Consider the following 26,479-nt stretch of genomic DNA (forward strand, 5'->3'; position numbering starts at 1 on the left):
GAATTGACGCGGGCTCAACTATGTTCGTTACCCGTCGGGGTGCGGGTGCGGATTCGTTGTGCTCCGCTCCTCGTCCGAAACGGCGGGAAGTCTCCGGGGGGAGACGTCATAACCGGGGGAAGTTATGCACATTCAGGATATGCATGGCCAGGCTGCGCTCTCGCGCCCGTCCGAGGACCAGGGACGCCTCGGCTCCGTGGGTGCGCTCGGGGTCATGAGCTCGGCCGACGCCGTTCGTTCCGCGGCCGCTGTGAGCGCCGCCGCGTTGAGTTCGTCGATCGCCGGGCAGGGTCCGAACGGGGCGGCGGGTGGAGCGCACGCTCCTCGCTCGGCTCCGTTGCGGGTCGACGCTCAACGGAATCTGGAGCATGTGCTGCGGGCGGCGCGCGAGGTGTTCGGGGAGCTCGGTTACGGCGCTCCGATGGAGGACGTGGCACGTCGCGCGCGCGTCGGTGTGGGCACGGTCTACCGGCGCTTCCCGTCCAAGGACGTGCTGGTGCGACGGATAGCCGAGGAGGAGACCTCCCGGCTGACCGAGCAGGCGCGTACGGCGCTGGGGCAGGAGGAGAAGCCCTGGGCGGCTCTCTCGCGCTTCCTGCGTACGTCGGTGGCGTCGGGCGCGGGCAGGCTGCTGCCGCCGCAGGTGCTGAGGGTCGGGGCGGACGCGGAGGAGCCGGGCGGCCCGGCGGCTCCGGGCGCGGGCGACGAGACCCGTGTTCCGCAGCAGCGGCAGGGTGTGGGGCAGGACGACGTCCGGGTCGTCGGCCCGCGCTCCGGCGGGGCCGACGGGCTGGACGGGCTCGGTGAGGACACCGGCGCGGGCGAGCTGCTGGAGGTCGTGGGGCGGCTGGTGGACCGGGCGCGGGAGTCCGGCGAGCTGCGCCGGGACGTGACGGTCGCGGATGTGCTGCTGGTGATCGCCACGGCGGCTCCTTCGCTGCCGGACGCCGCTCAGCAGGCCGCGGCCTCGGCCCGGTTGCTGGACATCCTCCTGGAGGGTCTGCGGTCGCGCCCCGCGTGACGCCCCCCGGGGCGAGGCCGTGATCGGCGGGACGGCCGGGGCGGGGGCGGCCATGCTGCCGCGCCGCGCCTGCCGTCCGTCGTCGTGTGCCGGCGGCCCGTGTGCGCGTGGCCTTGCGCCTGCCGTCCCGCACCTGGTGCTTCCGTGGCGTGACCCGCCCGCCTCCGTCCGGGTCCCTCCGTTGTCATCCGCCCCGCCGGACGTGCCGGCCGGGGCGGGTCGTCGGCCTCGGCGGTCGGGCCTGGAGAGCAGGGGGCCGACCGGGGGCCGAACAGCAAAGACCCATTCCCCGAACGAGGGATGTCTAGTACTCCCGTACCAGAAAACGCCCCGGATGAGTGGTTGGCAGGACCGAGGGGCCAAGGGGATTGAGCCATGTGGCAGTCTTGGCCGGTATTCGGGTCCGAGCGTGTTACGGGGGCTTCCGCGATGAGCGGTAACGAGCAGCAGGAGGAGCCGCTCGACGAGATCGCTGCGGCCGGCAAGGACACGAAGGCCGCCGGGCGACCCGCCGGGCACGTGCCGGTCCAGGCCGTACGCGGTCCGTCGGACGGTGAGACCGGGGGCGGCACCGTCCTGCCCGGCCCGTGGCCCGCCGTCGCCGAGGAGGACGTTCCCGCAGGAGCCGCCGGGACGGGGGCCGGCCCGCACGCGGTTCCGCAGCAGCGCGCCGGCCGCAGCGGGGCTCCCGAGTCCGGGCTCTCCGACGCCCGGCTGATCGAGGACATGCGGGCCGGCGACGACCAGGCGTACGAGGAGCTGTTCCGGCGCCATTCGGCCGCCGTCCTCCGCTACGCCCGCAGCTGCTGCCGGGACGGGCACACGGCCGACGACCTGACGGCTGAGGTGTTCGCGCGCACGCTCCAGGCCGTACGGGGCGGAAAGGGGCCCACGGAAGCGGTCCGGGCCTATCTGATGACCGCCGTCCGCCATGTCGCGGCCGCCTGGACGAAGAGCGCCAAGCGCGAGCATCTGGTCGACGACTTCGCGGTGTTCGCCGCACAGGCCACCCGCTCCTCCGAGCTCTCCGACGACGACACCCTCGAACTCGGCGCCGACGTCCTGGCGATGCACGAGGCCGAGCAGACGATGGCGATGCAGGCGTTCCGGAGCCTCCCGGAGCGCTGGCAGGCGGTCCTGTGGCACACCACGGTGGAGGAGGAGTCCCCGAGCGAGATCGCCCCGCTGTTCGGGCTCACCGCCAACGCCACCGCCGTCCTGGCCAGCCGGGCCCGCGAAGGGCTCAAGCAGGCGTATCTCCAGGCCCACGTCAGCCAGGCGCTCAGCACCGGCGGAGACTGCGCGCAGTACGCCGACCGGCTCGGCGCGCACGCCCGCGGCGGGCTGCGCACCCGCGCCGAACGCGGCCTGCGCAAGCACCTCGACGAGTGCGCGAAGTGCCGGGTGGCCGCAGGCGAGCTGGAGCAGGTGAACGCCGGGATTCCGGCGCTGCTGCCTGTCGCGGTCATCGGGTGGTTCGCCGCCGGATACGCGCTCAAGGCCGCGGGTGTCGTGGCCGGCGGCGCGGTCGGGGCGGCGGGGGCGGGTGCCGCAGCGGCGGCCACCGGGCCCGGTGGCTCGGCCGGGGCCGCCGGGGGCGCGGCGGCCTCCGAAGGACTCGGCGCGCCCGCCAAGGCCGGGATCGCCGCAGCCGTGACGGTGGCCGCCGCTGCCGGGCTGGTGTGGGCGCTGGTCGGCGACGACCAGCCGAAGCCGGAGCCCAAGCCGGTCGCGAAGCCGCCCGCCGTGGCGCCGGCGGACCCCACTCCGAAGCCCGCGCCGCCGTCCCCCGAGCCGACGCCCGAACCGCCGGCCGCCGTGCCGCCCGCGTCTCCGGAGCCGTCCCCGTCCGAGCCGGCCCCCGAGCCGACGCCGAGCCCCACGCCCTCCCCCGAGCCGCCGCCGGAGCCCTCGCCGAGCCCGCCGCCGGAGCCCTCGCCGACGCCGACCCCGCCGGAGCCCGCACCACCGCCGCCCGCGCCGGAGGTGTACCAGGTCAGCGAGTTGTCGTACTCCTTCCTCGGCGACCGCAGCGAGCCGGAGGTGGTGATGGGGCAGAGCAGTTGGATCTGGCAGCGTTCCGACGTGTCGATCGCCTCCACCCGTTACGCGCACGGAGTGACCGTGCACGGCCGCTCCTCGGTGACCATCCGGCTGAACCGGACGTGCACCCGCTACGAGGCCATGGTCGGGGTGGACGACCTGACCATGGGACTCGGTGCGGTGCGCTTCTCCGTGTTCGACGGGGACGGCGCGCGGCTCTGGCGCTCCCCGGTGATGGCGGGCGGTGATCCCGCCGTCCCGGTGAGCGTGGACATCTCCGGTCAGTCCTCGATCCGCCTCGTGGTGGAGCCGGAGGGAACGTTCGGCCAGGTGGCGCTCGCCGACTGGGCGGAGTCCCGGATCAGCTGCTCCTGAGCCGGACGGGGACCACGGGGCGGCCGGCCCGCGCGGGAAGCCCGTACGCGCACGGCACCGGCCCCCGCCTTATGGGCCCGCCGTCCGCTCCCGGCCGACCGGTCGCCCCTTCCGGTCGCCGCTTCCGGTCGGGTGTTCCGGTCAGGGCTGGAGTGTGCGCCGGGCGGGCATCACGCCGCCCGCGACCGCGCGCCGGCGCGGAGCGGCCGTACCGGTCCAGCAGGTGCCGCGGCGGTTCAGCAGGCGGCGCAGCCACAGTTCGGTGGAGGCGAGGTCCGCCAGGCCGTCCAGGGGCAGCGGTTCGCCCTCGGAGGCGGCGCGCAGGGCCTTGCGGACCACTCGCGCCTCGACCAGCCCCGCGTCGGCCAGCAGCGGGGCGTCGAAGAGGGCCATCAGATCGGGCAGGGCCATGCGCAGGCCGGTCCGGGTGACAGCGGTGGAGGTGGCCTGGGAGGGCGCGCCCCAGCCGGGCGGCAGGTCGTGGATGCCCGCCCCGCCGAGCACCCGGCGCAGGATCGCCGCCCGTGCGCCGGGCTGGACGCGGAGCGACTCGGGCAGGGCTCGGGCCGCCCGGACGACCTGGTTGTCGAGGTACGGGGCGTGCAGGCGCTGGCTGCGGATCTCCGTGGCCTGTTCCAGGATCCGGTGGTCGGCGGCCCCCCGCGCGAGGGCGGCGCGGGCGCGGGCCTCCCCCGGCCGCTGCACGGAGGTGGGCCGGATCGCGGCCTCCTGGAGGCGAACCGATACTTCGGCCAGCGCCTCTCCCGTCAGCCAGCGCGCCGCGGGGCCCGGACGCGACCAGGCGAGGGCGGCGAGCGAGGCGTCGGCGGGGGTGGTGAGCTCGGGGGCGCGGCGGTTGGCGTCGGGAAGGAGTCCGGCGGCGGTCTCCAGGCCGGTGCGGTACGACGTACGGGCGAGGCGGCGGGCGGCGCGGTAGACCGTCAGCGGGACGAACAGGGAGTGCGCCGTGGGTCCTTCGGCCTTGGTGAGGGCGGCGACGGGACGGAGGAGGTGGCGTCTGCGCCGGTCCATCAGGAGGTCGGCGAGACGGGCCGGGTGTGCGTCCAGAACCTGCCGGGCCCCGTGGCCGACGAGGTGGTCCGCGCTGCCCGCGGAGAGCCGGCGGCGGTGGCGTTCGGCGAGGACGAGGGAGGGGGCCGGTTCGTCGGTGAGCGGCCCGGTCTCCAACGACGCGTACGGCAGGGCCTCTTCGCCCGCGGCGACGACCACGTGGTGCAGGCGCGGGTCGGCGGCGATGGCGTGGGCCCGCTCCAGCTCCTCCTCGTCGCCGCGGGTGGTGAGGTCGTTGAAGGTGACGGCGAGCAGCCGCTCCCCCGCCCCGGCGCCGTGGCCGAGGAGGGTGCCGGGGAGTCCGGGCAGCCCGGAGGCGAGCAGGGCGAGGGTGGCGGAGGCGCTTCCTCCGGAGAGGTCGGCGCCGATGCCCGCCACGGGTCCGCCACGGGCCGCGCGCCGGTCGGCCGGGCCCATGCCGGGGACGGGCCCCGGATCCGGCGGCGCGGCCTCCGGCGCGTGGCGGGGGGCCGTGAGCCGGGCGCGTACGGCTTCGACGAGCGCGTCCCGTACCCCTTCCACGGCGTGCACCGGGTCGGTCTGGGGTGCGGCGACGGCGAGGGAGGCGACGGCTTCGTACCCGGTGATCTCCCGCGAGCCCTCGCGCAGGATGAGCGCGTGCCCCGGCGGGACCCGTTTCACCCCGACGTAGGGCGTGCCGTCGCCGAGCGCCTCGGGGGACTCGGGGCAGGCGAGCAGCGCGGCGAGGTGTCCGATGTCGAGCTGGGCCTCGATGAGGTCGGCGAGCGGCAGGGCGGCGGTGGCGAAGGCGGTGCCGCCCGCCCAGGGGGTGTGGAAGACGGGCCGGGCGCCGGCCAGGTCACCGGCGACGGTGATACGGCGGCCGATCTGCACGACAGCGGTGTAACTGCCGGGCCAGGCGGTGAGGTGGCGCATCGCGCCACCGCGTGCGGAGAGCAGTCCGACGCGCAGCTGTTCGTCGGTGGCGCCGCAGCAGCCGAGGACCGCGAGGCGGGCGGTGGGGGCCCCTTCGGGGGTCACGACGCCGATGACGCGGATCTCGTCGGGCCGCCAGTCACCGACCGCCCAGAGTGGATCGGGGTCGCCCCAGAGGAGTTGGGAGCCCACGGGGTGAACCGTGCGCCCCTGTCCGCCGTTTCCGACCGCGGCGGCGGTGCCGGCGGTGCCGAAGCTCGCGGCGATACTGCTCCATCCCACCAACCAACGCATCGCCGCCTCCACAGGCTGTGGACAAACGGCGCACCGGATGAACGAGAACGCCGCTGCGGGACATGCTGCCACGACAATGCCGCAGGAGAGGGTGTACGGGCGGCGCACGCCGGAAGAGCATGCGCCCCTGGCAAAGGCCCGCCGCGTTCTCCACCGCGGCGACAGCAACGGAACTGCCGGTTCCAGGAGTTGTGGAGGCGGAGTCCTTCGCCTGCCGCGCCGCTCCGGCCCGCCCCCCTGGCGGGGGAGGGGCCGGCGCCGCCCGGAAACAGCGTCGATATCCGGCCATAGTCGGACCGTTGGCCAGACCCTCACCGGACCGTCGCTATTCGGCCATTCTCTCGAAGCGCCACCCTGCGCGCGTACCGTGCCGCGCCCCCCTGGCGGCCCTTCCACGCACAGTCCGGGAGGTGGGCCTCACCTCCCGGACCGGTCCGCCGCCCGCGGGGAATGAGGCGGCGGTTTCCCCCAGCCCACTGAGTCCAGTGCAGCGGGCCGACCCACGCAGGACCCAGACAAGCGGCCGGGCGGTGACCGGGCCAGAGCGCACGGCCGGGCGCACGGCCACACACCGGGAGCACGCCGCGCCCCGGCGGACGGCCGCCGCCGGGGCGGACCCGACCGCCCGCACCGACAACAATCCCGCCATCCGGACGTCCGCCCCTTAACGGTAGGGATAGGGAGAACTACGCTGTGTTTACCGGTGTTCTCGACAGGGGGGCATATTCCTCGGGGCTCAGCCAAAGGCGTGTGCAGGCGGAGTACGAGGGTTCGAACCTGGGGAGGCATCGGCACGAATGCCGCGCACCGTCCTCGGTGACGCGGCGGCTGTCTGTGTGTCGAGGGGTGGCGCATGTCCAGGGAGCAACGCGGGCCGAACGAGAAGCTCGGCACGGTTCTCGCCCTCGCGGGAATCAGTAACGCCGGGCTCGCCCGGCGGGTCAACGACCTCGGAGCACAGCGCGGTCTGACACTTCGCTACGACAAGACCTCGGTGGCCCGGTGGGTCGCCAAGGGGATGGTGCCGCAGGGCGCGGCGCCGCATCTCATCGCGGCGGCGATCGGGGCCAAACTCGGCCGGCCGGTCCCGCTGCACGAGATCGGCCTCGCCGACGCGGACCCGGCCCCGGAGGTCGGCCTCGCCTTCCCGCGGGACGTGGGCGAGGCGGTCCGGTCGGCGACCGAGCTGTACCGGCTGGATCTGGCCGGACGGCGGGGCGGCGGCGGGATCTGGCAGTCCCTGGCGGGATCGTTCTCGGTGAGCGCCTACGCGACGCCCGCCTCCCGCTGGCTGATAACCCCCGCCGATCCGTCGGTGGCCCGTGACCCGACGGCGGCTCAGGCGGCGCACCTCGGTGCGCGCGGCGGCTCGGGAGACGGCCCCGGCCCCGCGGGGGCCCGCGGCTCCGGGGCGGTACCGGACGCGAGGGGCGCACACCTTCTCCACCCCGGCGGCGCGGCCGGCTCCGTGCCCGTCCAGCCCGGCCCGGAGTCGGTGGCGGACGCCTCGCCGCTGCGGGTCGGCCACAGCGATGTGACGAAGCTGCGCGAGGCGGCGCAGGACGCCCGGCGCTGGGACTCCAAGTACGGCGGCGGCGACTGGCGCTCCTCCATGGTTCCCGAGTGCTTACGCGTGGACGCCGCGCCCCTGCTCCTCGGCTCGTACACCGACGAGGTCGGGCGGGCCCTGTTCGGCGCGTCCGCCGAGCTGACCCGGCTGGCCGGCTGGATGGCCTTCGACACCGGCCAGCAGGAGGCCGCCCAGCGCTACTACATCCAGGCCCTGCGCCTGGCCCGCGCCGCCGCCGACGTCCCGCTCGGCGGCTACGTCCTCGCCTCGATGTCCCTCCAGGCGACCTACCGCGGCTTCGCCGACGAGGGCGTGGACCTCGCCCAGGCCGCCGTCGAGCGCAACCGCGGCCTCGCCACCGCCCGCACCATGAGCTTCTTCCGGCTGGTGGAGGCACGCGCCCATGCGAAGGCCGGCGACGCTCCGGCCGCGGGGGCCGCGCTCAAGGGCGCGGAGAGCTGGCTGGAACGGGCGCGGGCGGGCGACTCCGACCCGCCCTGGCTCGGCTTCTACGGGTACGACCGGTTCGCCGCCGACGCCGCCGAGTGCTACCGCGACCTGAAGGCCCCCCGCCAGGTGCGGCGCTTCACCGAGCAGGCGCTGTCCCGGCCGACCGAGGAGTTCGTCCGCAGCCACGGACTGCGGCTCGTCGTCTCCGCCGTCGCCGAGCTGGAGTCGGGCAACCTGGACGCGGCCTGCGCGGCGGGCACCCGGGCGGTGGAGGTCGCCGGACGGATCTCCTCGGCCCGCACCACCGAGTACGTACGCGATCTGCTCCACCGCCTGGAGCCGTACGGGGACGAGCCCCGCGTCGCGGAGCTGCGGGAACGGGCCCGCCCGCTGCTGGTCACCCAGGTCTGAACCGGGCGCGCGCTCCGGCCGGCGGGCCCCCCGCCGCCCGGACTGCGCGCCACGCCCTGCCCGATCCGGGTTTGAGCCCGTTGTCAGTGGGTCAGTGCACTATCGGGGTGGGAGGTGGCGTGATGATGACGCACGCGGCGTACGACTGCGATGTGCTGGTGATCGGTGGCGGAATCGTCGGTCTGTCGACCGCGTACGCGCTGACGCGGGCCGCTCCGGGCGCGCGGGTGACGGTGCTGGAGAAGGAGAGCGGCCCCGCGCGCCACCAGACCGGCCGCAACAGCGGCGTGGTCCACAGCGGTATCTACTACCGCCCCGGCTCCCTCAAGGCCCGCTACGCGCTGCGCGGCTCCGCCGAGCTGGCGGAGTTCTGCGCCGAGCACGCCATCGCCCACGCCACCACCGGCAAGCTGATCGTCGCCACCGACCGCTCCGAGCTGCCCCGGCTGCACTCCCTGGTGCAGCGCGGCCGCGCGCACGGGCTGCCCGTGCGGGAGCTGGGCCCCGCCCAGATCGCGGAGTACGAGCCGGAGGTGCGGGGGCCGGCGGCGATCCGGGTCGGCACCACGGGCGTCTGCGACTTCACCGCCGTCGCCCACCGCTTCGCCGCCGAGATCGGCGCCGCCGGCGGCATCGTGCGGTACGGCGCGGAGGTCACCGCGATCGACCGCCGCCCCTGGGGCGTGGCGGTGCGCACGGCGGACGGCCTGGTCGTGCGGGCCCGGACGCTGGTCAACTGCGCGGGGCTGCACAGCGACCGGGTGGCCCGCCTCGCCGGGGACGATCCGGGGGTGCGGATCGTGCCGTTCCGGGGCGAGTACTACGCGCTGGACCGCCCCGAGCTGGTGCGCGGCCTGGTCTACCCGGTGCCGGACCCGGCGTTCCCCTTCCTCGGCGTCCACCTCACGCGGGGTTTCGACGGCTCGGTCCACGTCGGGCCGAACGCGGTCCCCGCGCTGGCCCGTGAGGGGTACGCCTGGCCGCGGGTCCGCCCTGGTGACCTGCTGTCCACGCTGAGCTGGCCGGGCACCTGGCAGATCGCCCGCCGCCACTGGCGGTACGGGGCGGGCGAGGTGCACCGCTCGCTGTCCCGGTCCGCGTTCACCCGTGCCGTCCAGCGGCTGCTGCCCGCCGTCACCGAGGACGACCTGCGCCCCTCGCCCGCCGGGGTGCGGGCCCAGGCGGTGCTGAGGGACGGCACGCTGGTCGACGACTTCCTCATCCGCGAGGCCCCGCACACCGTGCACGTGCTCAACGCCCCGTCGCCCGCCGCGACGGCGTGCCTGCCCATCGGACGGGAGGTGGCGCGGCTGGCGCTGCGCCGGGCTCAGGGGACGGGGTGGAAGCCGCCCGCCGTAGAATCCGGTCATTGTGTCTGAGCAGCCCCTGAACCCCAGCCCCGCCGAAGCCCACGAGGACGCCGCGGCCGACGCGGGGCCCGTCGCCCCGGAGCCGACCGCTCCCGAGCCGGGCACTCCCGCACCGACCGGCTCCACGGCGGCCGACGCGCTCACGGACGGTCCGCCCGCCGCCGCGTCCCCCGACGAGGCCGCCGCGCTGCGGGCCGCCTCCTTCGAGCGCGCGCGCCGGCTGCGGCAGGAGCCCCGTTTCCCCGGCGGCCCCGCCGCCGACCCGGCCGGCTCGCACCACGAGCGCCGCATCCGCAGCTTCCAGCCGCGCCGCAGCCGGGTCACCACCGGCCAGCAGGAGTCCCTGGAACGCCTGTGGCCGAAGTGGGGCCTGGACATCGACGGCAAGCGGGTCCTGGATCTCGCCGACCTGTTCGACGGGCTGCCCGTGGTCCTGGAGATCGGCTTCGGCATGGGCGAGGCCACCGCGCAGATGGCGGCCGACGACCCCGGCACCGGCATCCTCGCGGTCGACGTCCACACCCCCGGCCAGGGCAATCTGCTCGGCCTCGCGGACAAGGCGGGCTCGACGAACGTACGGGTGGCCAACGGCGACGCGATCATCCTGCTGCGCGAGATGCTCGCCCCCGCGTCGCTCGACGGCCTGCGGGTCTACTTCCCCGACCCGTGGCCCAAGGCCCGCCACCACAAGCGGCGGCTCATCCAGCCCGAGTTCCTGGACCTGGTCGCCCCGGTGCTCAAGCCCGGCGCGATCGTCCACTGCGCCACCGACTGGGAGCCGTACGCGGAGCAGATGCTGGAGGTGCTCACCGCCCACCCCCGCTTCGAGAACACCGCGGCCGGCGGCGGATACGCCCCGCGCCCCGCGTTCCGGCCGCTCACCCGGTTCGAGGGACAGGGGCTGGACAAGGGGCACGTCGTCCACGACCTGCTGTTCGCCCGCGTCTGACGCCGCACGCGCACCCGCCGGGGCCGGCCAGGATCTCCCCGGCCCCGGCCGGCCGGCCCGTCCGGCGAAGCGGCCGCCCACGGTCGGTGTCGCACGGTCCGCCGCGCCCGCGCACGACGGCGTACGGCCATGTCCTGGCCGGATGCGCCGTCGCCGGGTGTCGGCGCACCTCGTTAGGGTCGAGAGGTGTCCGACCCCTCCGTGCGGTATCAGCAGGCGCGGCCCGCCGTCCCGGTCCTCCACGAGCAGCGGCTCGACGAGGTCCTGGGCGCCGCGCCGGAGCGCGGCCGACAGCGTTACCGGCCGCGCCGCGTCGGCATGGTGTGGCGCAGCAAGGTGTTCCGCGCCGGGGCGGTGATCGTGGCGCTCCTGCTGTGCGGACTGGTGATCCTCGCCCTCGTCCGCGAACAGACCGGCCCCGAGGGTTTCCTGGTCGGTCTCGGCCTCGCGGTCCTGCCCGTCCCGCTGCTGATGGCGGCGTTCCGCTGGCTGGACCGGGTCGAGCCGGGGCCCTGGCGGAACCTCCTGTTCTCCTTCGCCTGGGGCGCGTGCGCCGCCGCGCTCGTCGCGATCATCGCCAACTCCTTCGCCACGCGCTGGATAGCCACCGCGACGGCCGACCCGGCGAGCGCGGACACCCTGGGGGCGACGGTGATCGCCCCCGTGGTCGAGGAGAGCGCCAAGGCGGCGGCCGTCCTGCTGATCTTCCTGTTCCGCAGACGGGAGTTCAGCGGAGTGGTGGACGGCGTCGTCGTCGCCGGGTTCACCGCGACGGGGTTCGCGTTCACCGAGAACATCCTCTATCTGGGCAATGCCTTCGGCGAGGACCAGTTGCTCGGCAGCTCCGGGTTCGCCTCGGTGACGGCGGGGACGTTCTTCGTGCGGATCGTGATGTCGCCGTTCGCGCACCCCCTGTTCACCGTGCTCACCGGCCTCGGCTTCGGCTTCGCGGCCGTCAGCGCCCGTCGCCACCGGGCCCGCCGGATCGCCCTGCCCTTGCTGGGCCTGGTCCTGGCGATGGGGCTGCACGCCCTGTGGAACGGCTCGTCGTCCTTCGGCCCGTACGGCTTCTACGCGGTGTACGGCATCGTCATGGTCCCCGCCTTCGCCCTGGTGACCTGGCTGGCGATCTGGTCGCGCCAGCGGGAGCTGCGTACGCTCGCCGCAGAGCTGCCCGCGTACGCCGCGGCCGGCTGGCTCACCCCCGCCGAGCCGTCGGCGCTCTCCTCGATGCGGGCGCGGGGCGTCGCCCGCGACCTGGCCCGCCACTGGCAGCAGGACCGGACCCGCGGCCGGGCGGCGGCCCGCGCGGTCGCGGAGTACGAGTCGTTCGCGACCTCCCTGGCGGGCCTGCGCCGCCGGGCCCGCCACGGCGCGGTGGGCCCGGACTTCGGCGCGCGGGAGCGCGAGTTGCTGCACCATCTCTGGCAGCGCCGGGAGATCGCGGCCCCGGCCCTCACCCACGCGGCCCGCCTCACCTCCCGCCCGGCGGCCCACCGGGCCGTCCCCCCGACGCCGTACGGGTACGGGTACGGCAACGCCCCCTGGAACCCGCCCGGTCACGGCCGTCCGCAGGCACCGGCGTACGGGCAGCCCCCCGTCCAGCCCCCCGGCCACGGATACGGCGGCCCGCCCCGGCCCCACGGCCACGCCCCCGCCCCGCACACCCACCGCCGCCCGCCGCAGTAGCCGGGGCGGGGACGGTCTCCGACTCGCCGCCCCGGTTGCCCTCGGCCCGGGCGCAGTACACGTCGGCGGTGTCGACGAAGGTGCTGCCGGCCGCCACGTACGCGTCCAGGACGGCGAAGGACGGGTGCTCGTCCGCCGTCCAGCCGAAGACGTTGCCGCCGAGGGCGAGCGGGAAGACCTGGAGGCCGGAGGTGCCGAGGGGCGTGCGCGCAGAAGTTATGCGGGGGTTCAACGAGCCGGTCCGGGCCGGCATTCCACCGCGTACGCCATCCGTGGCCGGGCCCCCGCGACAGACCTCATCCGCTGATGATCGCCCGTCGAGGCCCGTCCGTGGCCGCTTCGGTGCGCTCCCGGCCGCCGTACCCGTCCGCTCGGCCACGTGCGATGCCGGGCCGGGCCGCCCCGGACAGACCGGCAGCCCTGACGTCGGGGGGTGTGCGTCAGGGCTGCCGGGGTTTCGGGGAGGGCCGGCGGAGGAAGATCGGCGGCCTGCGGCCGACGAGGCGGCCGGCCCCGTGGCTCAGACCCGCAGGCCCTTGCTGTTCAGCCAGGCCATCGGGTCCATCGCGGAGCCGCCCGCGGTGCGGACCTCCAGGTGGAGGTGGGTGCCGGTGACGTTGCCGGTGGCGCCCATGCGGCCGATGGTCTGGCCGGTGGTCACCTTCTGCCCGACGGAGACCTCGATGGAGGACTGGTGGGCGTACCAGATCTCCGTGCCGTCCTCCAGCTGGAGGACGGTGCGGTAGCCGTACGAACCGGAGTAGCCGGCCGACGTGATCGTGCCACTGTGCACGGCCTTGAGCGGCGCACCGGTGGACCCGGCGAAGTCGAGGCCGGTGTGCTGGCCGGAGGACCACATCGCGCCGGACTGCCCGTAGGTCGAGGTGATCGTGTACGAGGGCGTGGGCAGGGAGAAGCTGGCGGCGAGCTTGGCGAGACGCTCCTCCTCCGCCTTCTTCTTCGCCGCTTCCTCCGCGGCCTTCTTCTTCGCGGCGGCCTTCTTCTCGGCCTCGTCCTGCTGCGCCGCGGCCTCCGCCGCCGCCTTCTCGGCCGCGGCCTTCTCCGCCGCGGCCTTGGCCTCGGCGTCGGCGCCGGCCTGCTGCTGCTCGGCCTGCTGGAGGATCCGGGCCCGCAGGGCCTCGCCCGCGTCGGTACCGCTCTCCGCCTCGGCGGCGGTGAGCCCGGCGGTGGTCAGCGGAGCGGCGGCGACCGGGGCGGCCTCCGCGTCGTCGGACATCAACGCCCCTACGCCGGGAAGGGACTTGGCGTCGGGAAGATTGTCCGCGATGGAATCGGGAAGAGAGATGGAGACCGGGGCCTTGTCCTGAGCGGTGGCGATGCCGCCCGCTCCGACGGCCGCGATCACGCCGACCCCGAGGACGGTGGAGCTACGGGCCAGACCACGCTGCTTGGCCACGCGGTGCCTGCCGCGCACGGGGCGGATGGTGTCCTCGGTGGGATTCCACTCACCCTCGGACCGCTCCGCGCCACCGTAGGCGTTCGCGGTGAAGGGTGACACGGCCTCAGGGGCAGGCTTGTTGGACGCCACGTGGGCGCACTCCTTTCCTTCCTTCTCGCCTACCGGGTTAGCTGACGGGTTCGGAGCAGGAAGGTCTCCTACGGGCCCCTCCGCCTCTCACGAGACGCAGGCGTCCGATTCACCCCATGGAGGTGGTTCCCCGGTTCCCTTGCGGGATTCGGCGCTCGCGCGCGGCGCCGTCCTGACGACGACTGTGACGACCGCGCTGCGTTATCGAACGTTAATAGACACCCATGCCTGATTCCAAGCCGTTCCTGTTGATCATTAACGAACGAGGCGGGGATGTACAGGATGCAAGCGGGCCGAATCGGGCGACTTGACCAGCGATCAGCCACACTCCTTTTTCTGACGGAGTGTCAAATGTTATGCGGAGCGGTGCCTTTCGATCACGCACCGTGGTATTGCCCTGCACCCCGCCGCGCTCCGCCTCGCCGCCCGTCGCGCCGCCCCCGCGCTACCCGTCGCCGTGCCCGTCCCGACGGCCCACGATCCGCACCGTCGTCCGGCGCACCGGCTGGCCCTCCGCCGGCCGGCCCACCGCGAGCAGCGCCATGTCGTCCGTGGCCCGCCCTCCGGTGTGCAGCCGTACGTCGTCGGTGAGCGCCGACAGCAGCTCCTCCGGGCCGGGGAAGATCCGGCCGCGCAGCCGCGCAGCCGGATCGTAGAAGAACCCGTCGGCGTTCCGCGCCTCGGACAGGCCGTCCGTGAAGGCGAGCAGCGTCGCTCCGGGCGGCATCTCCCACTCGTCGACCCGGTCCGGCCACACCCCCAGGTCCATCCCCAGCGGCAGCGCCGGCACGGAGGGCGCCAGCACCTCCAGGTCACCGTCCGCGTGCAGCAGGATCGGCTCGGGGTGGCCGCGGTTGACGAGACGGAGCGTGACCGCGCCGGGCGGGATCTCGGCCAGCACGGCGGTGATGAACCCCTCCATGACGTCCAGCCCGTAGCGCCGCGTCCCCTCCCTGGCGAGCGCGCGCTCCAGCCGTTGCGCGACGCCCTCCAGCGAAGGCTCCTGCTCGGCCGCCTCCCGGAACGACCCGATGATCACCGCCACCGCCTCGACGGCCCCGAGCCCCTTGCCGCGCACGTCTCCCACCACCATGCGGACGCCGTACGGGGTGTCGGCGACGGCGTACAGGTCACCGCCCACGAACTCGTCCGCCTGCGCCGCCTCGTACCGCGCGGCCACCTGGAGCCCGCCGATCCGCTCGGGGGGTGTCGGCAGCACGGCCCGCATGGCGGTCTCCGCGATGACGCGGGCCGAGGCCAGTTGCTCGTTGCTGCGCCGCACGACCCCGTTGATGACGAGGGCCAGCACCGAGGCGGTGAGCACGGTGAGCATCTCGATGGCCGGGACCACCTCGGTGGACGTTCCATCGGAGAGTCTCATCGCAAGGACGGAGAGGACCGCCGCGATGCCCGTGCGGACGGTCCGGGACAGCGAGAAGAACGGTGCGGCGATCAGCGGTGCCGCGACGAACAGCGGGACGGCGGTGAAGTTGGCCGGGGTCAGCGCGTCGAAGACCAGCCCGCCGACGATCAGCAGCGCGGGCAGCATCCGGACGAACCGTCGTGATCCCCGGCTGCCGGGCGTCGCCTCACCCTCCGGCGAACCCAGCACCGCGCGGCCGACGGCATCGACGCCCCGCGCCATGCCCCGCCGTTCCTTGGCCATCCCCACCTGTGTACTCCTGCCCGGTCCACCCACGGCTGCGGACGGTACCGCGCCCCGCCCAGGCTTCCCGGAGCCGCGCCGAGCGGCGACTCCTCATCGGCCGAATAGGGGGAGTGCGGGCGACGGCCCGGCCGTCCGTGGTCAGTCGGAGAGCCGGTGTTCCGCGTAGACCGTCAGCGCGTCCCGTACGAAGGCGGCGGTGCCGTCCCCGTAGCGATCGTAGTTCTTCCCGAACCGGGGATCGGCGACATACATCTCCCCGAGCCCGATCACGTACGAACGGCTGGGCTCCTTGGCCGACGACGCCAGCCACGCGCAGTGCCGCCGCGCGATCTCCTGCGCCTCGGGCCCGTCGGCGGCGAGCCCTTCCCCGCGAGCCCGGCCCCAGTCCCGCGCGATGGCCTCGTGCTCGTCCAGGAATGCCTTCTTCTCCGTCGCTCCGAGCGACCGCCACCAGCGGTCGCCCTCCTCGTACGCGTCCCGGCCCCAGCGCTCGGTGACCTCCCGCTCGTGCACCGTATGGTCGAAGCCGTCGAACACTTCGTCAGCCATGAGTTCCGTTCCCTCCAGCGTCTTGTGGAGAGTGGTCCGCACCGAGGCGATCTGCCGCCCGATGCGCGCCTGCTCCTGTTCGAGCAGCCGCAGATGCGCCCGCAGCGCCACCGCCGTGTCCCGCTGCCCCGCCAGTACGTCCTTGATGGCGGGCAGCGAAAGCCCGAGCTCCCGCAGCAGCAGGATGCGCTGCAGCCGGACGAGGGCGTCCTGGTCGTAGTAGCGGTAGCCGTTGCTCCCGACCCGGCTCGGCGCGAGGAGCCCGAGGTCCCCGTAGTGCCGGAGCGTGCGGCTCGTGGTGCCGGCCCGGCGCGCGATTTCCTGAATGGACCACTCCATGCCGGAAACGCTAGATCTTTACGCTACGTCAAGGTCAAGCACCGCCCACTCGGGCCCGGCCCGCCCGGAAACGACTCGGGCCCGGCACGCTGACAGCGTGCCGGGCCCGGGCCTTCAGTAGCGGGGACAGGATTTGAACCTGCGACCTCTGGGTTATGAGCCCAGCGAGCTACCGAGCTGCTCCACCCCGCGTCGGTAAACACAACTGTACGGCATTGCCGGAGCGCGTTCGACCATGTTTTCCGGGGCGGCCCCGAGCACGGGCTCCGGGCCGCGCACGGGACCGGCGGAAGCCCGGCGGCCGCCGGGCGGTCGGCCCGTGCCGGTGGGGCGGACCGAACCGGGACCGGCCGTCCCTCGGGTCGCGGAGGGCGGCGGGGATTACTGCGGGACAGGGGCTTCCCCGGATACGGCGATGCCCGCCTCGCGGAAATCGGCCAGGGTGGAGTCGACGGTGTCGGGGGCGACGGCGACGGAGTAGTCCAGGCGTACCTGCGTACGGAAGCCGGCCCGCACGGCGTCCAGCGCTGTGGCGCGTACGCAGTGGTCCGTGGCGATGCCCACCACGTCGACGTCCTCCACTCCGCGGGCGCGCAGCCAGTCCGCCAGGGGCGTGCCCTGTTCGTCGGCGCCCTCGAAGCCGCTCTTGGAGGAGCTGTGCGCGCCTTTGAAGAAGACGGCGTCGATCTTGCCGCCGGCGGCAGCGGGCGCGAAGTGGGGGTGGAACTCTCCGCCCTCCTCCCCGGCCACGCAGTGCACGGGGAAGCTGTCCTTGAAGTCCGGGTTCTCCGAGAAGTGGCCTCCGGGGTCGATGTGGTGGTCACGGGTGGCCACGATGTACCGGTAGTCCCGGCCGGCGCTCCGCTCCACCAGGTCGGCGATCTTCGCCGCGATGCGCGCGCCCCCTGCCACGGGAACGCTGCCTCCTTCGCAGAAGTCGTTCTGGACGTCTACGACGATCAAGCCCCGGCTCATGGACGAGCCCCCTTCACTCACGTCTTGGAACATGGGAACAGCGGTCAGGACGGCTGCGGAGTCTCTCGGCCCGGTCCACGCGGAGCGTGGTGGAGGGGTGAGCGCAGCGCGATCCCTCCGTGTTCTACCGGCCTTCGCGCCCCCGGCTCGTGCCCGGCGGCGGCCGCTCCCCCACCCGGACGCAGACGTTCACCGCAGGAACGATTCGCGGGGTCTGCCCAAGCGCTCGGCGGAGCGCTCGTCCCCGGGCGGTGTCCGCTGCCCTCCGTCCGCCGTTCTGGAAGGCGGCCGGACGGAAACCCCGGCGCCACGGGAGGAAGGGGCCCCGGCTCCGGCTCCCGCTGTCAGCTCCTTCGCCACCGTGATCACTCATTCGGGTGCCCCGCGCCCCATACCCGGCTTCGGGCCCTGTCCGCATGATCACGATGGGCTCACGTCGAGTGGGGCCTGAACGGCCAGGAACGACAAACGTGTTGCGCCAGGAGCGCGGGAGCGGCGTCATCGAGGCTTCCCGCGCCGCGGAGGTGCGCGGCCGCGTGTCCTACTCGCGGCCCGGGGCAGAAGTCCTGGGCGGAAGCCGATGCAGGGATCTGTCTGTGCACCTCACCCCACACGAGCAAGAACGCCTGATGCTGCACGTGGCCGCCGACGTGGCGGAGAAACGCCGGGCCCGCGGCGTGCTGCTGAACTACCCGGAGACCATGGCGCTGTTGATCGTCCATGTCCTCGAAGGCGCGCGGGACGGCAGGACCGTGGCCGAACTCATGGCGTCCGGCCGCAAGGTGCTGGCGCGGGAGGAGGTCATGGAGGGCGTCCCCGAGATGATCGAGAACGTACAGGTGGAGGCCACGTTCCCGGACGGGACGAAGCTGGTCACCATCCACGGTCCGTTCCCGGAGGCGGGCCAGGACGAGGGGCCGGACACCTGTCCGGGGAAGGTCGACTTCTCCCCCGTGAAGGGGGACGAGGTGGTGGTCTTCAACGAGCGCAACAGGCAGCTCGGCCAGGTGACGGAGCTGGTCGTCGCCAATCCGACCGACCGGCCCGTCCAGGTCGGCTCCCACTACCACTTCGCCGAGGCCAACGACGGGCTGGAGTTCGCCCGCGAGGAAGCGTGGGGCAGGCGTCTGAACGTCCCCGCCGGCAGCTCGGTGCGGTTCGAGCCCGGCATCACCGAGAAGGTCCAGCTCGTCCCCATCGAGGGCGCCCGGGTGGTCCACGGCCTGCGCGGCAGGATCGAGGGCCTGCCCGAGAAGGTCGACGGCTCGCTCGACGAGGTCAGGGGTTCGTTCGCCGAGGTCACGGGCTCGTTCGCCGAGGAGCAGATGTGAGTGCCACCGTTCAGTGCCCCGACTGCGCCTGCTGCCCGGAAGAGCCGACGGCCTCCGACCCGCTGACGCGCCCCGCCTACGCGGACCGTTTCGGGCCGACGGTCCGTGACCGTATCCGCCTCGCCGACACCGCTCTGAGCATCAGGATCGAGGACGACTGGTCGGGAGGCCCCGGTCGCAGCGGGAACGAGATGGTCTTCGGCGGAGGCAAGGTGATCCGCGAGTCGATGGGGATGTCCGTCGTGCCGCGCGACCCGGCGAAAACCGGGCGCGGGAAGCCGGCCGGCTCCGCGACGGCGAGCCCCCCGGACACCGTCATCACGGGGGTGGTCGTCCTGGACCACTGGGGGATCGTCAAGGCGGACGTCGCCCTTCGCGACGGGAACATCGTCGCGCTGGGCAAGGCGTACAACCCCGAGACCATGGATCCGCTCCACGAGGGCGCGGAACCCCACAACGGCATCGGCCCCCGGCCCACCGACTTCGTCATCGGTCCGGACACCGAGGTCATCTCGGGCAAGGGCAGGATCCTGACCGCCGGCGGGATCGACACGCACGTCCACTTCATCTGCCCCGACCAGGTCCGCGAGGCGCTCGCGGCGGGGGTCACCACGCTCATCGGCGGCGGTACGGGCCCGGCGGAGGGCAGCACGGCGACCACGGTCACGCCCGGCGCCTGGCACATCAGCCGGATCTTCGAGGCGCTGGACGGTGCGCCGGTGAACATCGGGCTGCTCGGCAAGGGTGCCACGATGTCGAAGGAGTCGATGCTCGCGCAGGTGGACGCCGGTGTCCTCGGCCTGAAGATCCACGAGGACTGGGGCGCCACGCCGGCCGTCATCGAGCGGTGCCTGGAGGTGTGCGAGGAGACCGGGGTCCAGCTCGCCCTCCACGCCGACTCGCTGAACGAGGCCGGGTTCGTCCAGGACACCATCGGCGCCATCGGCGGCCGCTCCATCCATGTCTTCCACGTCGAGGGCGCGGGAGGCGGCCACGCCCCCGACATGATCAGGATGGTGAGCGAGCCGAACGTGCTGCCCGCCTCCACCAACCCCACCCGTCCGCTGACCGTCAACACGGTCAAGGAGCACTTCGACATGGTGATGGTCTGCCATCACCTCAACCCGAAGGTCGAGGAGGACCTCGCCTTCGCGGACTCCCGGATCCGGCCCTCCACGATGGCCGCCGAGGACATCCTCCACGACCTCGGCGCGATCTCGATCATGTCCTCGGACGCCCAGGCCATGGGCCGTATCGGCGAGATGATCATGCGCACCTGGCAGACCGCGCACGTGATGAAGGTCCGCCGCGGCTTCCTGGAGGAGGACCGGCCGCGCGACGAGCCGGAGAACGGCTCGCAGGCGGGGACGGCGCGGGGTGAAGCGGCGGTGGACACGACCCCGGCGGTCCAGCCGCCTCCGGCGGACAACCGGCGCGCCCGCCGGTACGTCGCCAAATACACCATCAACCCGGCCCTCGCCCAGGGCATCGACGCCGTCGTCGGCTCCGTGGAGACCGGAAAGCTGGCCGACCTGGTCCTGTGGGAGCCGAAGTTCTTCGGCGTGAAGCCCCACATGGTCATCAAGGGCGGCCAGATCGCCTACGCCCAGGTGGGCGATGCCAACGCGTCCATCCCCACCCCGCAGCCCGTCCTCCCCCGCCCCATGTGGGGGGCCACCGGCCTGGCGCCCGGCTCCCTCTCGTACAACTTCGTCACCGAACGGGCCCTCGGCAACGGCCTGGCCGAGCGGTCCGCGCTGCGCAAGCGGTTCAAGGCGATCACCGACACGCGCGGCGTCAAGAAGGCCCACATGAAGGAGAACCACGCCACCCCGCACGTCCGCATCGATCCCGACACCTACGACGTCATCATCGGCGGAGCGAAGGTGACGGACGTGACGACCTTTGTCGACGACCACATCGTCGACCGCGCGTATGTGACCGAACTCCCCATGGCTCAGCGCTACTTCCTCTTCTGAGCCTCCCCGGAGCACAGCAAGCCGAACCGAGCCGAGCCGTCCAGCAGAGGAATGACGAATGAACCGTGCCGCGCTGCTCATCCTGGCCGACGGGCGGTTCCCCGCCGGAGGCCACGCCCACTCGGGCGGGGCCGAACCGGCGGTCGCGGCCGGCCGCATCACGGACGCCGGCACGCTGGAGGAGTTCTGCCGGGGGCGGCTGCACACCGCCGGGCTGGTCGCGGCGGCGCTCGCCGCCGCGGCCGCCACCGGCCACGACCCGCTGGCGCTGGACCGGGCCGCCGACGCCCGTACCCCCGTGGCCGCCCTGCGGAACACCGCCCGCAAGCTGGGCCGGCAGATGATGCGGGCGGCCCGCGCCACGTGGCCGTCGGCCGAACTCGACGCGCTCGCGGCGGCGCTGCCACGGGGCGCCCACCAGCCGGTGGTGCTGGGCGTGGCCGCCCGCTCGGCCGGACTCGGTCCGCTGGATGCCGCGTACGCGGCGGTGTACGAAACCGTCAGCGGGCCGGCCACCGCCACGGTCCGGCTGCTGAGCCTGGACCCGTTCGACGCGAGCACCGTGCTCGCCCGCCTGGCGCCGGAGCTGGACCACGTCGCCGCGGCCGCCGCCGCGTCGGCCCGACGCGTCGCAGAAGAGGGGGTCGGCGCCCTGCCCGCGGCCTCCGCGCCGCTGCTGGACATCAGTGCCCAGCAGCACGCCGCCCGGCCCGCACGCCTCTTCGCCTCCTGACGCCGCCACCGGGGCACACCGGTCCGGCACCGGGACGCCCCACACCGACGACGAGACCCCACCCAAGGAAACCGGATGCACCTCGACCACGATCTCGACGAGAAGTTCCCGCACCGCCACACCTACGGCGCCTCCGCCCCCGAGCGCCCCGACGGCACCCGCCGCGCGTTGCGGATCGGGCTCGGCGGTCCGGTCGGCTCCGGCAAGACGGCCACCGTCGCGGCCCTGTGCCGGACCCTGCGCACGGAGGTGTCCATCGCCGTGGTCACCAACGACATCTACACCCGGGAGGACGCCGACTTCCTGCTCCGGCAGGCGGTCCTGCCGCCCGAGCGGATCCAGGCCGTCGAGACCGGAGCCTGCCCGCACACCGCGATCCGCGACGACATCTCCGCCAACCTCGAAGCGGTCGAGGACCTGGAGGAGGCCGTCGGCCCCCTCGACCTGATCCTCGTCGAGTCCGGCGGCGACAACCTCACCGCCACCTTCTCCAAAGGACTGGTCGACGCCCAGATCTTCATCATCGACGTCGCCGGCGGCGACGACATCCCCCGCAAGGGCGGCCCCGGCGTCACCACCGCCGACCTCCTCGTCGTCAACAAGACCGACCTCGCCCCCCACGTCGGCTCCGACGTGGACGCGATGGCACGCGACGCCGAGGCCCAGCGCGGCGACCTTCCGGTCGCCTTCACCTCCCTCAAGGAGGAGGGCGGCGTGAAGCCCGTCGCCGACTGGGTCCGTGAACGTCTCACCACCTGGGCCGCGGGTCCCGCATGACGCCCGTCTCCGCCACCGCCCCCGTCGTTCCGCCGCCCCGGAGCACGGCCGCCGTGGGCGTACGGGCCACGGCCCGCATCACGGCCGCCGTCCGGGGCGGCGGTACCGTCCTGCCCGTTCTCGACGGCGACGGCCCCTTCGAGTTCCGGCGGCTGCGCTCGCGGGGCGCCGAGGCGCGGGTCTGCGTCGTCGGGGCCATGAGCGCTCCCCTCGGCGGCGACCGCCTGCGCATCGAGGCCGCCGCCCGGCGGGGGGCCGCCCTGCACGTCACCTCCGCGGCCGCGACCCTCGCCCTGAGAGGCCCCACCACCGCACCCGCCACCTACGACGTCCACCTGTCCGTGGCGGACGGCGCGGAACTCCGCTGGCTGCCCAAGCCCCTGATCAGCGCCGCCGGAAGCAACCTGCGGCAGAGCTGGACCGTCGACCTGGCCCCCACCGCACGGCTGGTCCTGCGCGAGGAGCTGGTTCTCGGACGGACAGGTGAACCACCCGGCCGCGTGACCACCCGGCTCACCGTCCGTCGCGGCGGGCATGTGCTTCTCGACCAGGAGGCGGACTACGGGCCGGGGGCCCCCGGCTGGGACGGCCCGGCCGTCCTCGCCCATCACCGGGCGACCGGCACCCTCCTCATCGTCGAACCCGACGCCGAGGCGGCACCCCCCGCCGCCCGCGTCCTGACCGACACCGCGCAGGACGGACTGGCGGTCCTCGCCCCCCTCGCGGGCCCCGCCGCGCTCATCACCGCCCTCGCCCCCGACGGCCTGCGCCTGCGCCACCTGCTCACCGCTGCCCGCACCGCCCACCTGTCCCACTGATCCGCCCGGACCCGCCGGACCGTCCGCGCGCTGGGGAGCCCGCCGGGGACGGGCCGGTGGGTCCGCCCGAAGCGGTTTGCTGATACAGGGCGGCCTCATGGTCGGCAACCGGAGGGAGACGGACCGGCGCGGGTCGGAGAAACGCCGCAGGACCACCCGCAACGGCTACGTGCCGCACACGCGCGCCCATCGGAAGCCCCCGTATCGGGCACGTGCGCCTGTCGGCTCGACGCCGGTCGACCTGGCCCTCACCTCCTGGCACCACTGACCTGGCCCCTGCCCACTACAGTGTCAGGCCCCCATGGCAACAGTGCGGGGTCTAGTCCATTCGATCGAATCATGCTGCTCGACCACCGGGGCGAGGAGCGCTGGTCCGCCCGCGACCTCCAGCAGCTCGCCGGGTACAGCAAGTGGCAGGAGTTCGAGAAGGTGATCGCCAAGGCCAAGCTGGCGATCCTCGACAGCGGCATGGAGCCTCTTGATCACTTTACGGGCGCCCGTAAAGTGATCAGCGGGGGCCGGTGGGGCCGCCAGGAGGTAGACGACTACCGACTGACACGCTTCGGCGCCTACCAGGTGGCATTGAACGGGGACTCCTCGAAGCCGCAGATCGCTGCGGCGAAGACGTACTTCGCCTTCAAGACGAGGGAAGCCGAGCTCGCCGCGAAGCCGGACGTCGGAAGCCCCGAGGGCGTCCTCGCGCTGGCCGAGCAGTACGTCGCCGCCGCGAAGGAACTGGTCGCGACGAAGCGGGAACTCTCCATCGCGGCGCCGAAGGCCGGCAAGTGGGACGCCTTCCTCAACGCCGAGGGTCTCTGCGGGATGACCGAGCTCGCCGACCCGCTCCACACGAACGTCAGGACGCTCACCGGGTGGCTCGTTGACATCGACGTCTACCGAAAGCAGACGTCCCGGTACGGCGGCGGCCGCAACATGCCGCGCAAGTCGTACCAGGACGCCGGGCAGTTCGTCGTGAAGCAGGAGACGAAGAACGGCTTCAACTTCCCGACGGCCTATGCCACCGCCCGCGGTATCGATCTCGTCGTCGATCTGTGGGAGCAGCGCCCCGCAGCCTGACGGCACCACGGCCCCCACTGCTTCGGCGGTGGGGGCCTTTCGTCATGCCTCGGGCCGCTTGTTGTACGCGGCCAGGGTCGCCTTGTTCGTCGACGCGTCCTGGAACACCAGCTGCCAAGGCCCGGTGTTCACGTCGAACTCCTTCCCGAACCCGACCCACTTGCCGGTCATCCGCCGACCGGTCGTCTCGACAAGGAGCTGGACCGCCCCGTGGTAACGGGCGCCCCGGTAGTAGCCGTCCGTGGCGGTCTGCTCGGTCCAGGTGCCCGTCGCAACGTGACCGTCTATCTCCAGGTCCATGGTGAGCGGGCTGTCCGAGGACCCGGGCAAGGAGCGGGCGGTGAGCCGGTTGCCGTGCTGGAGCAGCACCACGTAGTGCTGCCCGACGAACGCACTGTCGCGCCCGCTGGAGAAGTACTCGTAGCGGGACAGCCACACCCCGGAGTGGTTGCGGCGCCCGGGCTGCGGGTCGCCCTGGGGGGCCGCGGGGATGAGGGACGCGGTGGGCTGCATGTCGTGCCCGCCGTGCCCGTCTCCGGAGATCCTGGCGACGGGCACCGAGTTGAAGCCCAGCGATTCGATGGGCAGCCCGGTCACGGATTCCAGGGCGCGGGCGTACACAGGGCGGGGTGCGGCGGTCTCGCCGGACTCCCACCGCTGGATGAGCCGCTTGTTCGCTTCGTTGGGCTGGCCGGCGCGGGTTCCGGCGTCGCGGATCGCGCGGGCGAAGTCGTCAAGGGACATGAGCAGGCCGAGTCGGACGGCCCGAAGTGTGCTGTTCGGTGTGGCCATATCTGCACGGTAGACCCAACCCGCTCTGGATGACACCGAAATGACACCCCGTATGACGCCGGTTTGACACCTGTACGGGCGCCGCGCGACTCTCCGTGCAAGGTCCATCTTGAATCCGTGACCACCACAGGCAGCGGCACCCCACGGCCCGGACTCACCGTCAACGTCTACCGCGTTGACTCCAAGACCGGCGACCGCACTTTGGTCAAGCGGTACGAGACCAAGCCCAGCAACGTCATCGAGAAGACGCACATCTTCCCGCCGTGCACCTGCCCCCGGTGCCGGTGAGCCCAATGTGGGACGACGAGTCAACGCGCGGCGCCGGGCTCTGCGCGCTGTGCGCCCACGTCGTCGACGACGGCCCCGTCCAGTGGATCCCCCGCATGACGGGGCCCGACATACGGATCATCGTCCACGACGACGGCCACTGCCTGCCCGGCACCACAGACTCCCGCCCCGGCACGGACCCCGTTCGACCGGGGCGGGCCCGCCCTCACACAGGGCACCCGTCCACCACAGGAGGAAGCACATGACCATCGCGTTAGAGCGTCCCGTGGGCACCACCGACCCGGCAACCCTCATCACCCCCGAGGTGATGGAGCGGCTCGCCACCCGCATCACTAAGGACCACCCCGACACCGAGCTGCCCACCGCGCGCCGCATCATTGGCCAGGCCGCCGCGTTCCTCGCCGCCAGCGCCGCCCTGCCCGGGGCCGAGCTCTCCCCGAGCAAGGCGGTCGACGTCGGCTGGCACACCTGGATCCTCCACACCGTGGACTACGCCGAGTTCTGCGAGCGCGTCGCCGGCCGGTTCATCCACCACGTCCCCACCCCGGACGCCGAGACCGGCGAGGGAAGCGGCGCCGCCCGGCAGCGCACCCTCGGCGCCATCATGGCGGCGGGATACCGAATCGACCACGATCTGTGGCCCGACACCGCCAAGATGGGTGACTGCAGCCAGTGCCACGCGGGCTGCAGCGACAGCCCGAACAGCGGCAAGAAGTAGCAACCCCTCAGCCAGCCGCCCGGAACCCCCGGGCGGCTGGCCCCAGGAACGGAGCGAGAGTGACCGAGACCGCGGCGTGGGACACGTACTCGAAGCAGAAGCCGGAGCGACGCCCGGTGAACGCGGCGGGCGAGACGACCTGGTTCAACTGGACGCAGTACCCCGACCACGGGCCCGGCGCCGAAGTCCTGAGCATCACCCCGGGAGCCAATGTCCTCGACCTGGGCTGCGGCAAGGGCGGCAACCTCGCCCACGTCGCCACGCTCGGCGCGCGCCCCGTCGGCGTAGACATGTCCATGGCGCAGATCAAGGGTGCGGAGGCCCGCTGGCCCGACATCAAGCTGGAGCTTCACCAGGCGGAGGCCACCCGCTTCCTCACCGAGGGCGAGGAGCAGTTCGATGCGGTGTTCTCCGTGTTCGGTGCCGCCTGGTTCACCGACCCGGCCGCTCTCCTCCCCGCCGTGCGCCGCCGGCTGCGCCCTGGCGGGGTGTTCGCGTTCTCGCAGCGTCCGCCTGTCGAGGGCTGCTACGGGTGCCAGGCCTCGTACATCACCCGGTCCGAGGACGAGGACCCCTTGGTCGTGAAGCGGTGGGACTACGAGCCCGACCGGTGGGCAGGCCTCCTCGAGGAACACGGCTTCTCCGCCGCGGCTGCCCGCGTGATCCCTGCCCCGCCCGGCCCGAGGAAGATCGGCACCCTGCTCGTCCACGCCCAGGGATAGCCTGGGCATAGACCGCAGCCCCT

Annotated in this window: 21 protein-coding genes, 1 tRNA gene, 1 pseudogene and 1 riboswitch; of the genes and pseudogenes, 15 read left to right on the top strand and 8 right to left on the bottom strand. The window is 73.4% G+C overall.

Features of this window, described 5'->3' with window-relative positions; all coding sequences use genetic code 11:
* Positions 1-124: 124 nt before the first annotated feature.
* Together QFZ71_RS13505 and QFZ71_RS13510 are read left to right on the top strand one after the other, a co-directional pair.
* A complete protein-coding gene (locus QFZ71_RS13505; protein WP_307668478.1) occupies positions 125-1,021 on the top strand; it encodes a TetR/AcrR family transcriptional regulator in 897 nt (298 codons plus the stop codon).
* A 429-nt stretch (positions 1,022-1,450) separates the two neighbouring features.
* Complete coding sequence (locus QFZ71_RS13510) at positions 1,451-3,439, top strand: sigma-70 family RNA polymerase sigma factor (protein WP_307668479.1); 1,989 nt, start codon at positions 1,451-1,453, stop codon at positions 3,437-3,439.
* A 141-nt stretch (positions 3,440-3,580) separates the two neighbouring features.
* Here the strand turns inward: QFZ71_RS13510 and QFZ71_RS13515 are convergent, their stop codons facing one another.
* On the bottom strand, positions 3,581-5,701 hold the full coding sequence (locus QFZ71_RS13515; RefSeq protein WP_307668480.1) for an asparagine synthase-related protein: 2,121 nt from the start codon (positions 5,699-5,701) through the stop codon (positions 3,581-3,583).
* Positions 5,702-6,554: 853 nt separating this feature from the next.
* On the opposite strand from QFZ71_RS13515, the gene QFZ71_RS13520 reads away from it, so the two are divergent.
* The 4 genes from QFZ71_RS13520 to QFZ71_RS13535 all read left to right on the top strand — a co-directional run bounded on the left by QFZ71_RS13520 (position 6,555) and on the right by QFZ71_RS13535 (position 12,140).
* On the top strand, positions 6,555-8,132 hold the full coding sequence (locus QFZ71_RS13520) for a sporulation protein (protein ID WP_307668481.1): 1,578 nt from the start codon (positions 6,555-6,557) through the stop codon (positions 8,130-8,132).
* A gap of 122 nt (positions 8,133-8,254) precedes the next feature.
* Positions 8,255-9,511, top strand: coding sequence for an L-2-hydroxyglutarate oxidase (gene lhgO, locus QFZ71_RS13525; protein ID WP_307668482.1), 1,257 nt, complete (start codon positions 8,255-8,257; stop codon positions 9,509-9,511).
* A complete protein-coding gene (gene trmB, locus QFZ71_RS13530) occupies positions 9,504-10,451 on the top strand; it encodes a tRNA (guanosine(46)-N7)-methyltransferase TrmB (RefSeq protein WP_307668483.1) in 948 nt (315 codons plus the stop codon). The genes lhgO and trmB overlap by 8 nt, the downstream gene beginning before the upstream one ends.
* A gap of 186 nt (positions 10,452-10,637) precedes the next feature.
* A complete protein-coding gene (locus tag QFZ71_RS13535) occupies positions 10,638-12,140 on the top strand; it encodes a PrsW family intramembrane metalloprotease (protein ID WP_307668484.1) in 1,503 nt (500 codons plus the stop codon).
* Between the two features lie 6 nt (positions 12,141-12,146).
* Here QFZ71_RS13535 and QFZ71_RS13540 read toward each other — a convergent pair.
* The 6 genes and pseudogenes from QFZ71_RS13540 to QFZ71_RS13565 all read right to left on the bottom strand — a co-directional run.
* Positions 12,147-12,360 (bottom strand): annotated as a pseudogene (locus QFZ71_RS13540) (aldo/keto reductase); the annotation flags it as partial.
* 300 nt (positions 12,361-12,660) lie between these two features.
* Positions 12,661-13,689: a M23 family metallopeptidase gene (locus tag QFZ71_RS13545; protein WP_307668485.1), complete on the bottom strand. Its 1,029-nt coding sequence runs from the start codon at positions 13,687-13,689 to the stop codon at positions 12,661-12,663.
* An 11-nt stretch (positions 13,690-13,700) separates the two neighbouring features.
* Positions 13,701-13,853, bottom strand: a riboswitch (cyclic di-AMP (ydaO/yuaA leader).
* A gap of 281 nt (positions 13,854-14,134) precedes the next feature.
* On the bottom strand, positions 14,135-15,355 hold the full coding sequence (locus tag QFZ71_RS13550; protein WP_307668486.1) for a PP2C family protein-serine/threonine phosphatase: 1,221 nt from the start codon (positions 15,353-15,355) through the stop codon (positions 14,135-14,137).
* Positions 15,356-15,496: 141 nt separating this feature from the next.
* Positions 15,497-16,246 carry a MerR family transcriptional regulator gene (locus QFZ71_RS13555; RefSeq protein WP_307668487.1) on the bottom strand — a complete coding sequence of 250 codons (750 nt, stop codon included), beginning with the start codon at positions 16,244-16,246 and terminating at the stop codon, positions 15,497-15,499.
* A 118-nt stretch (positions 16,247-16,364) separates the two neighbouring features.
* Positions 16,365-16,438, bottom strand: a tRNA-Met gene (locus QFZ71_RS13560).
* A gap of 189 nt (positions 16,439-16,627) precedes the next feature.
* On the bottom strand, positions 16,628-17,221 hold the full coding sequence (locus QFZ71_RS13565; protein WP_307668488.1) for an isochorismatase family protein: 594 nt from the start codon (positions 17,219-17,221) through the stop codon (positions 16,628-16,630).
* A gap of 596 nt (positions 17,222-17,817) precedes the next feature.
* On the opposite strand from QFZ71_RS13565, the gene QFZ71_RS13570 reads away from it, so the two are divergent.
* The 6 genes from QFZ71_RS13570 to QFZ71_RS13595 all read left to right on the top strand — a co-directional run bounded on the left by QFZ71_RS13570 (position 17,818) and on the right by QFZ71_RS13595 (position 23,936).
* Positions 17,818-18,552: an urease subunit gamma gene (locus QFZ71_RS13570; protein WP_307668489.1), complete on the top strand. Its 735-nt coding sequence runs from the start codon at positions 17,818-17,820 to the stop codon at positions 18,550-18,552.
* A 62-nt stretch (positions 18,553-18,614) separates the two neighbouring features.
* On the top strand, positions 18,615-20,531 hold the full coding sequence (locus QFZ71_RS13575; protein WP_307671448.1) for an urease subunit alpha: 1,917 nt from the start codon (positions 18,615-18,617) through the stop codon (positions 20,529-20,531).
* A gap of 58 nt (positions 20,532-20,589) precedes the next feature.
* Positions 20,590-21,264, top strand: coding sequence for an urease accessory protein UreF (locus QFZ71_RS13580; RefSeq protein WP_307668490.1), 675 nt, complete (start codon positions 20,590-20,592; stop codon positions 21,262-21,264).
* Between the two features lie 75 nt (positions 21,265-21,339).
* Positions 21,340-22,041, top strand: a complete 702-nt coding sequence (gene ureG / locus QFZ71_RS13585) for an urease accessory protein UreG (protein ID WP_307668491.1) — start codon at positions 21,340-21,342, stop codon at positions 22,039-22,041.
* Positions 22,038-22,859: an urease accessory protein UreD gene (locus QFZ71_RS13590; protein ID WP_307668492.1), complete on the top strand. Its 822-nt coding sequence runs from the start codon at positions 22,038-22,040 to the stop codon at positions 22,857-22,859. Before ureG ends, QFZ71_RS13590 begins: the two co-directional genes overlap by 4 nt.
* A 339-nt stretch (positions 22,860-23,198) precedes the next feature.
* Positions 23,199-23,936, top strand: coding sequence for a phage antirepressor KilAC domain-containing protein (locus tag QFZ71_RS13595; protein ID WP_307668493.1), 738 nt, complete (start codon positions 23,199-23,201; stop codon positions 23,934-23,936).
* Positions 23,937-23,978: 42 nt separating this feature from the next.
* Here QFZ71_RS13595 and QFZ71_RS13600 read toward each other — a convergent pair whose 3' ends face one another.
* Positions 23,979-24,728, bottom strand: a complete 750-nt coding sequence (locus QFZ71_RS13600) for an XRE family transcriptional regulator (RefSeq protein ID WP_307668494.1) — start codon at positions 24,726-24,728, stop codon at positions 23,979-23,981.
* 117 nt (positions 24,729-24,845) lie between these two features.
* On the opposite strand from QFZ71_RS13600, the gene QFZ71_RS13605 reads away from it, so the two are divergent.
* The 3 genes from QFZ71_RS13605 (at position 24,846) to QFZ71_RS13615 (ending at position 26,456) form a co-directional block, all read left to right on the top strand.
* Positions 24,846-25,016 (top strand): hypothetical protein, encoded by a 171-nt coding sequence (locus tag QFZ71_RS13605; protein WP_307668495.1) that lies wholly within the window; start codon positions 24,846-24,848, stop codon positions 25,014-25,016.
* Positions 25,017-25,257: 241 nt separating this feature from the next.
* A complete protein-coding gene (locus QFZ71_RS13610) occupies positions 25,258-25,734 on the top strand; it encodes a hypothetical protein (RefSeq protein ID WP_307668496.1) in 477 nt (158 codons plus the stop codon).
* Between the two features lie 59 nt (positions 25,735-25,793).
* Positions 25,794-26,456, top strand: coding sequence for a bifunctional 2-polyprenyl-6-hydroxyphenol methylase/3-demethylubiquinol 3-O-methyltransferase UbiG (locus QFZ71_RS13615; protein ID WP_307668497.1), 663 nt, complete (start codon positions 25,794-25,796; stop codon positions 26,454-26,456).
* Positions 26,457-26,479 lie beyond the last annotated feature (23 nt).

Source organism: Streptomyces sp. V2I9 (assembly GCF_030817475.1).
Lineage (GTDB): Bacteria > Actinomycetota > Actinomycetes > Streptomycetales > Streptomycetaceae > Streptomyces.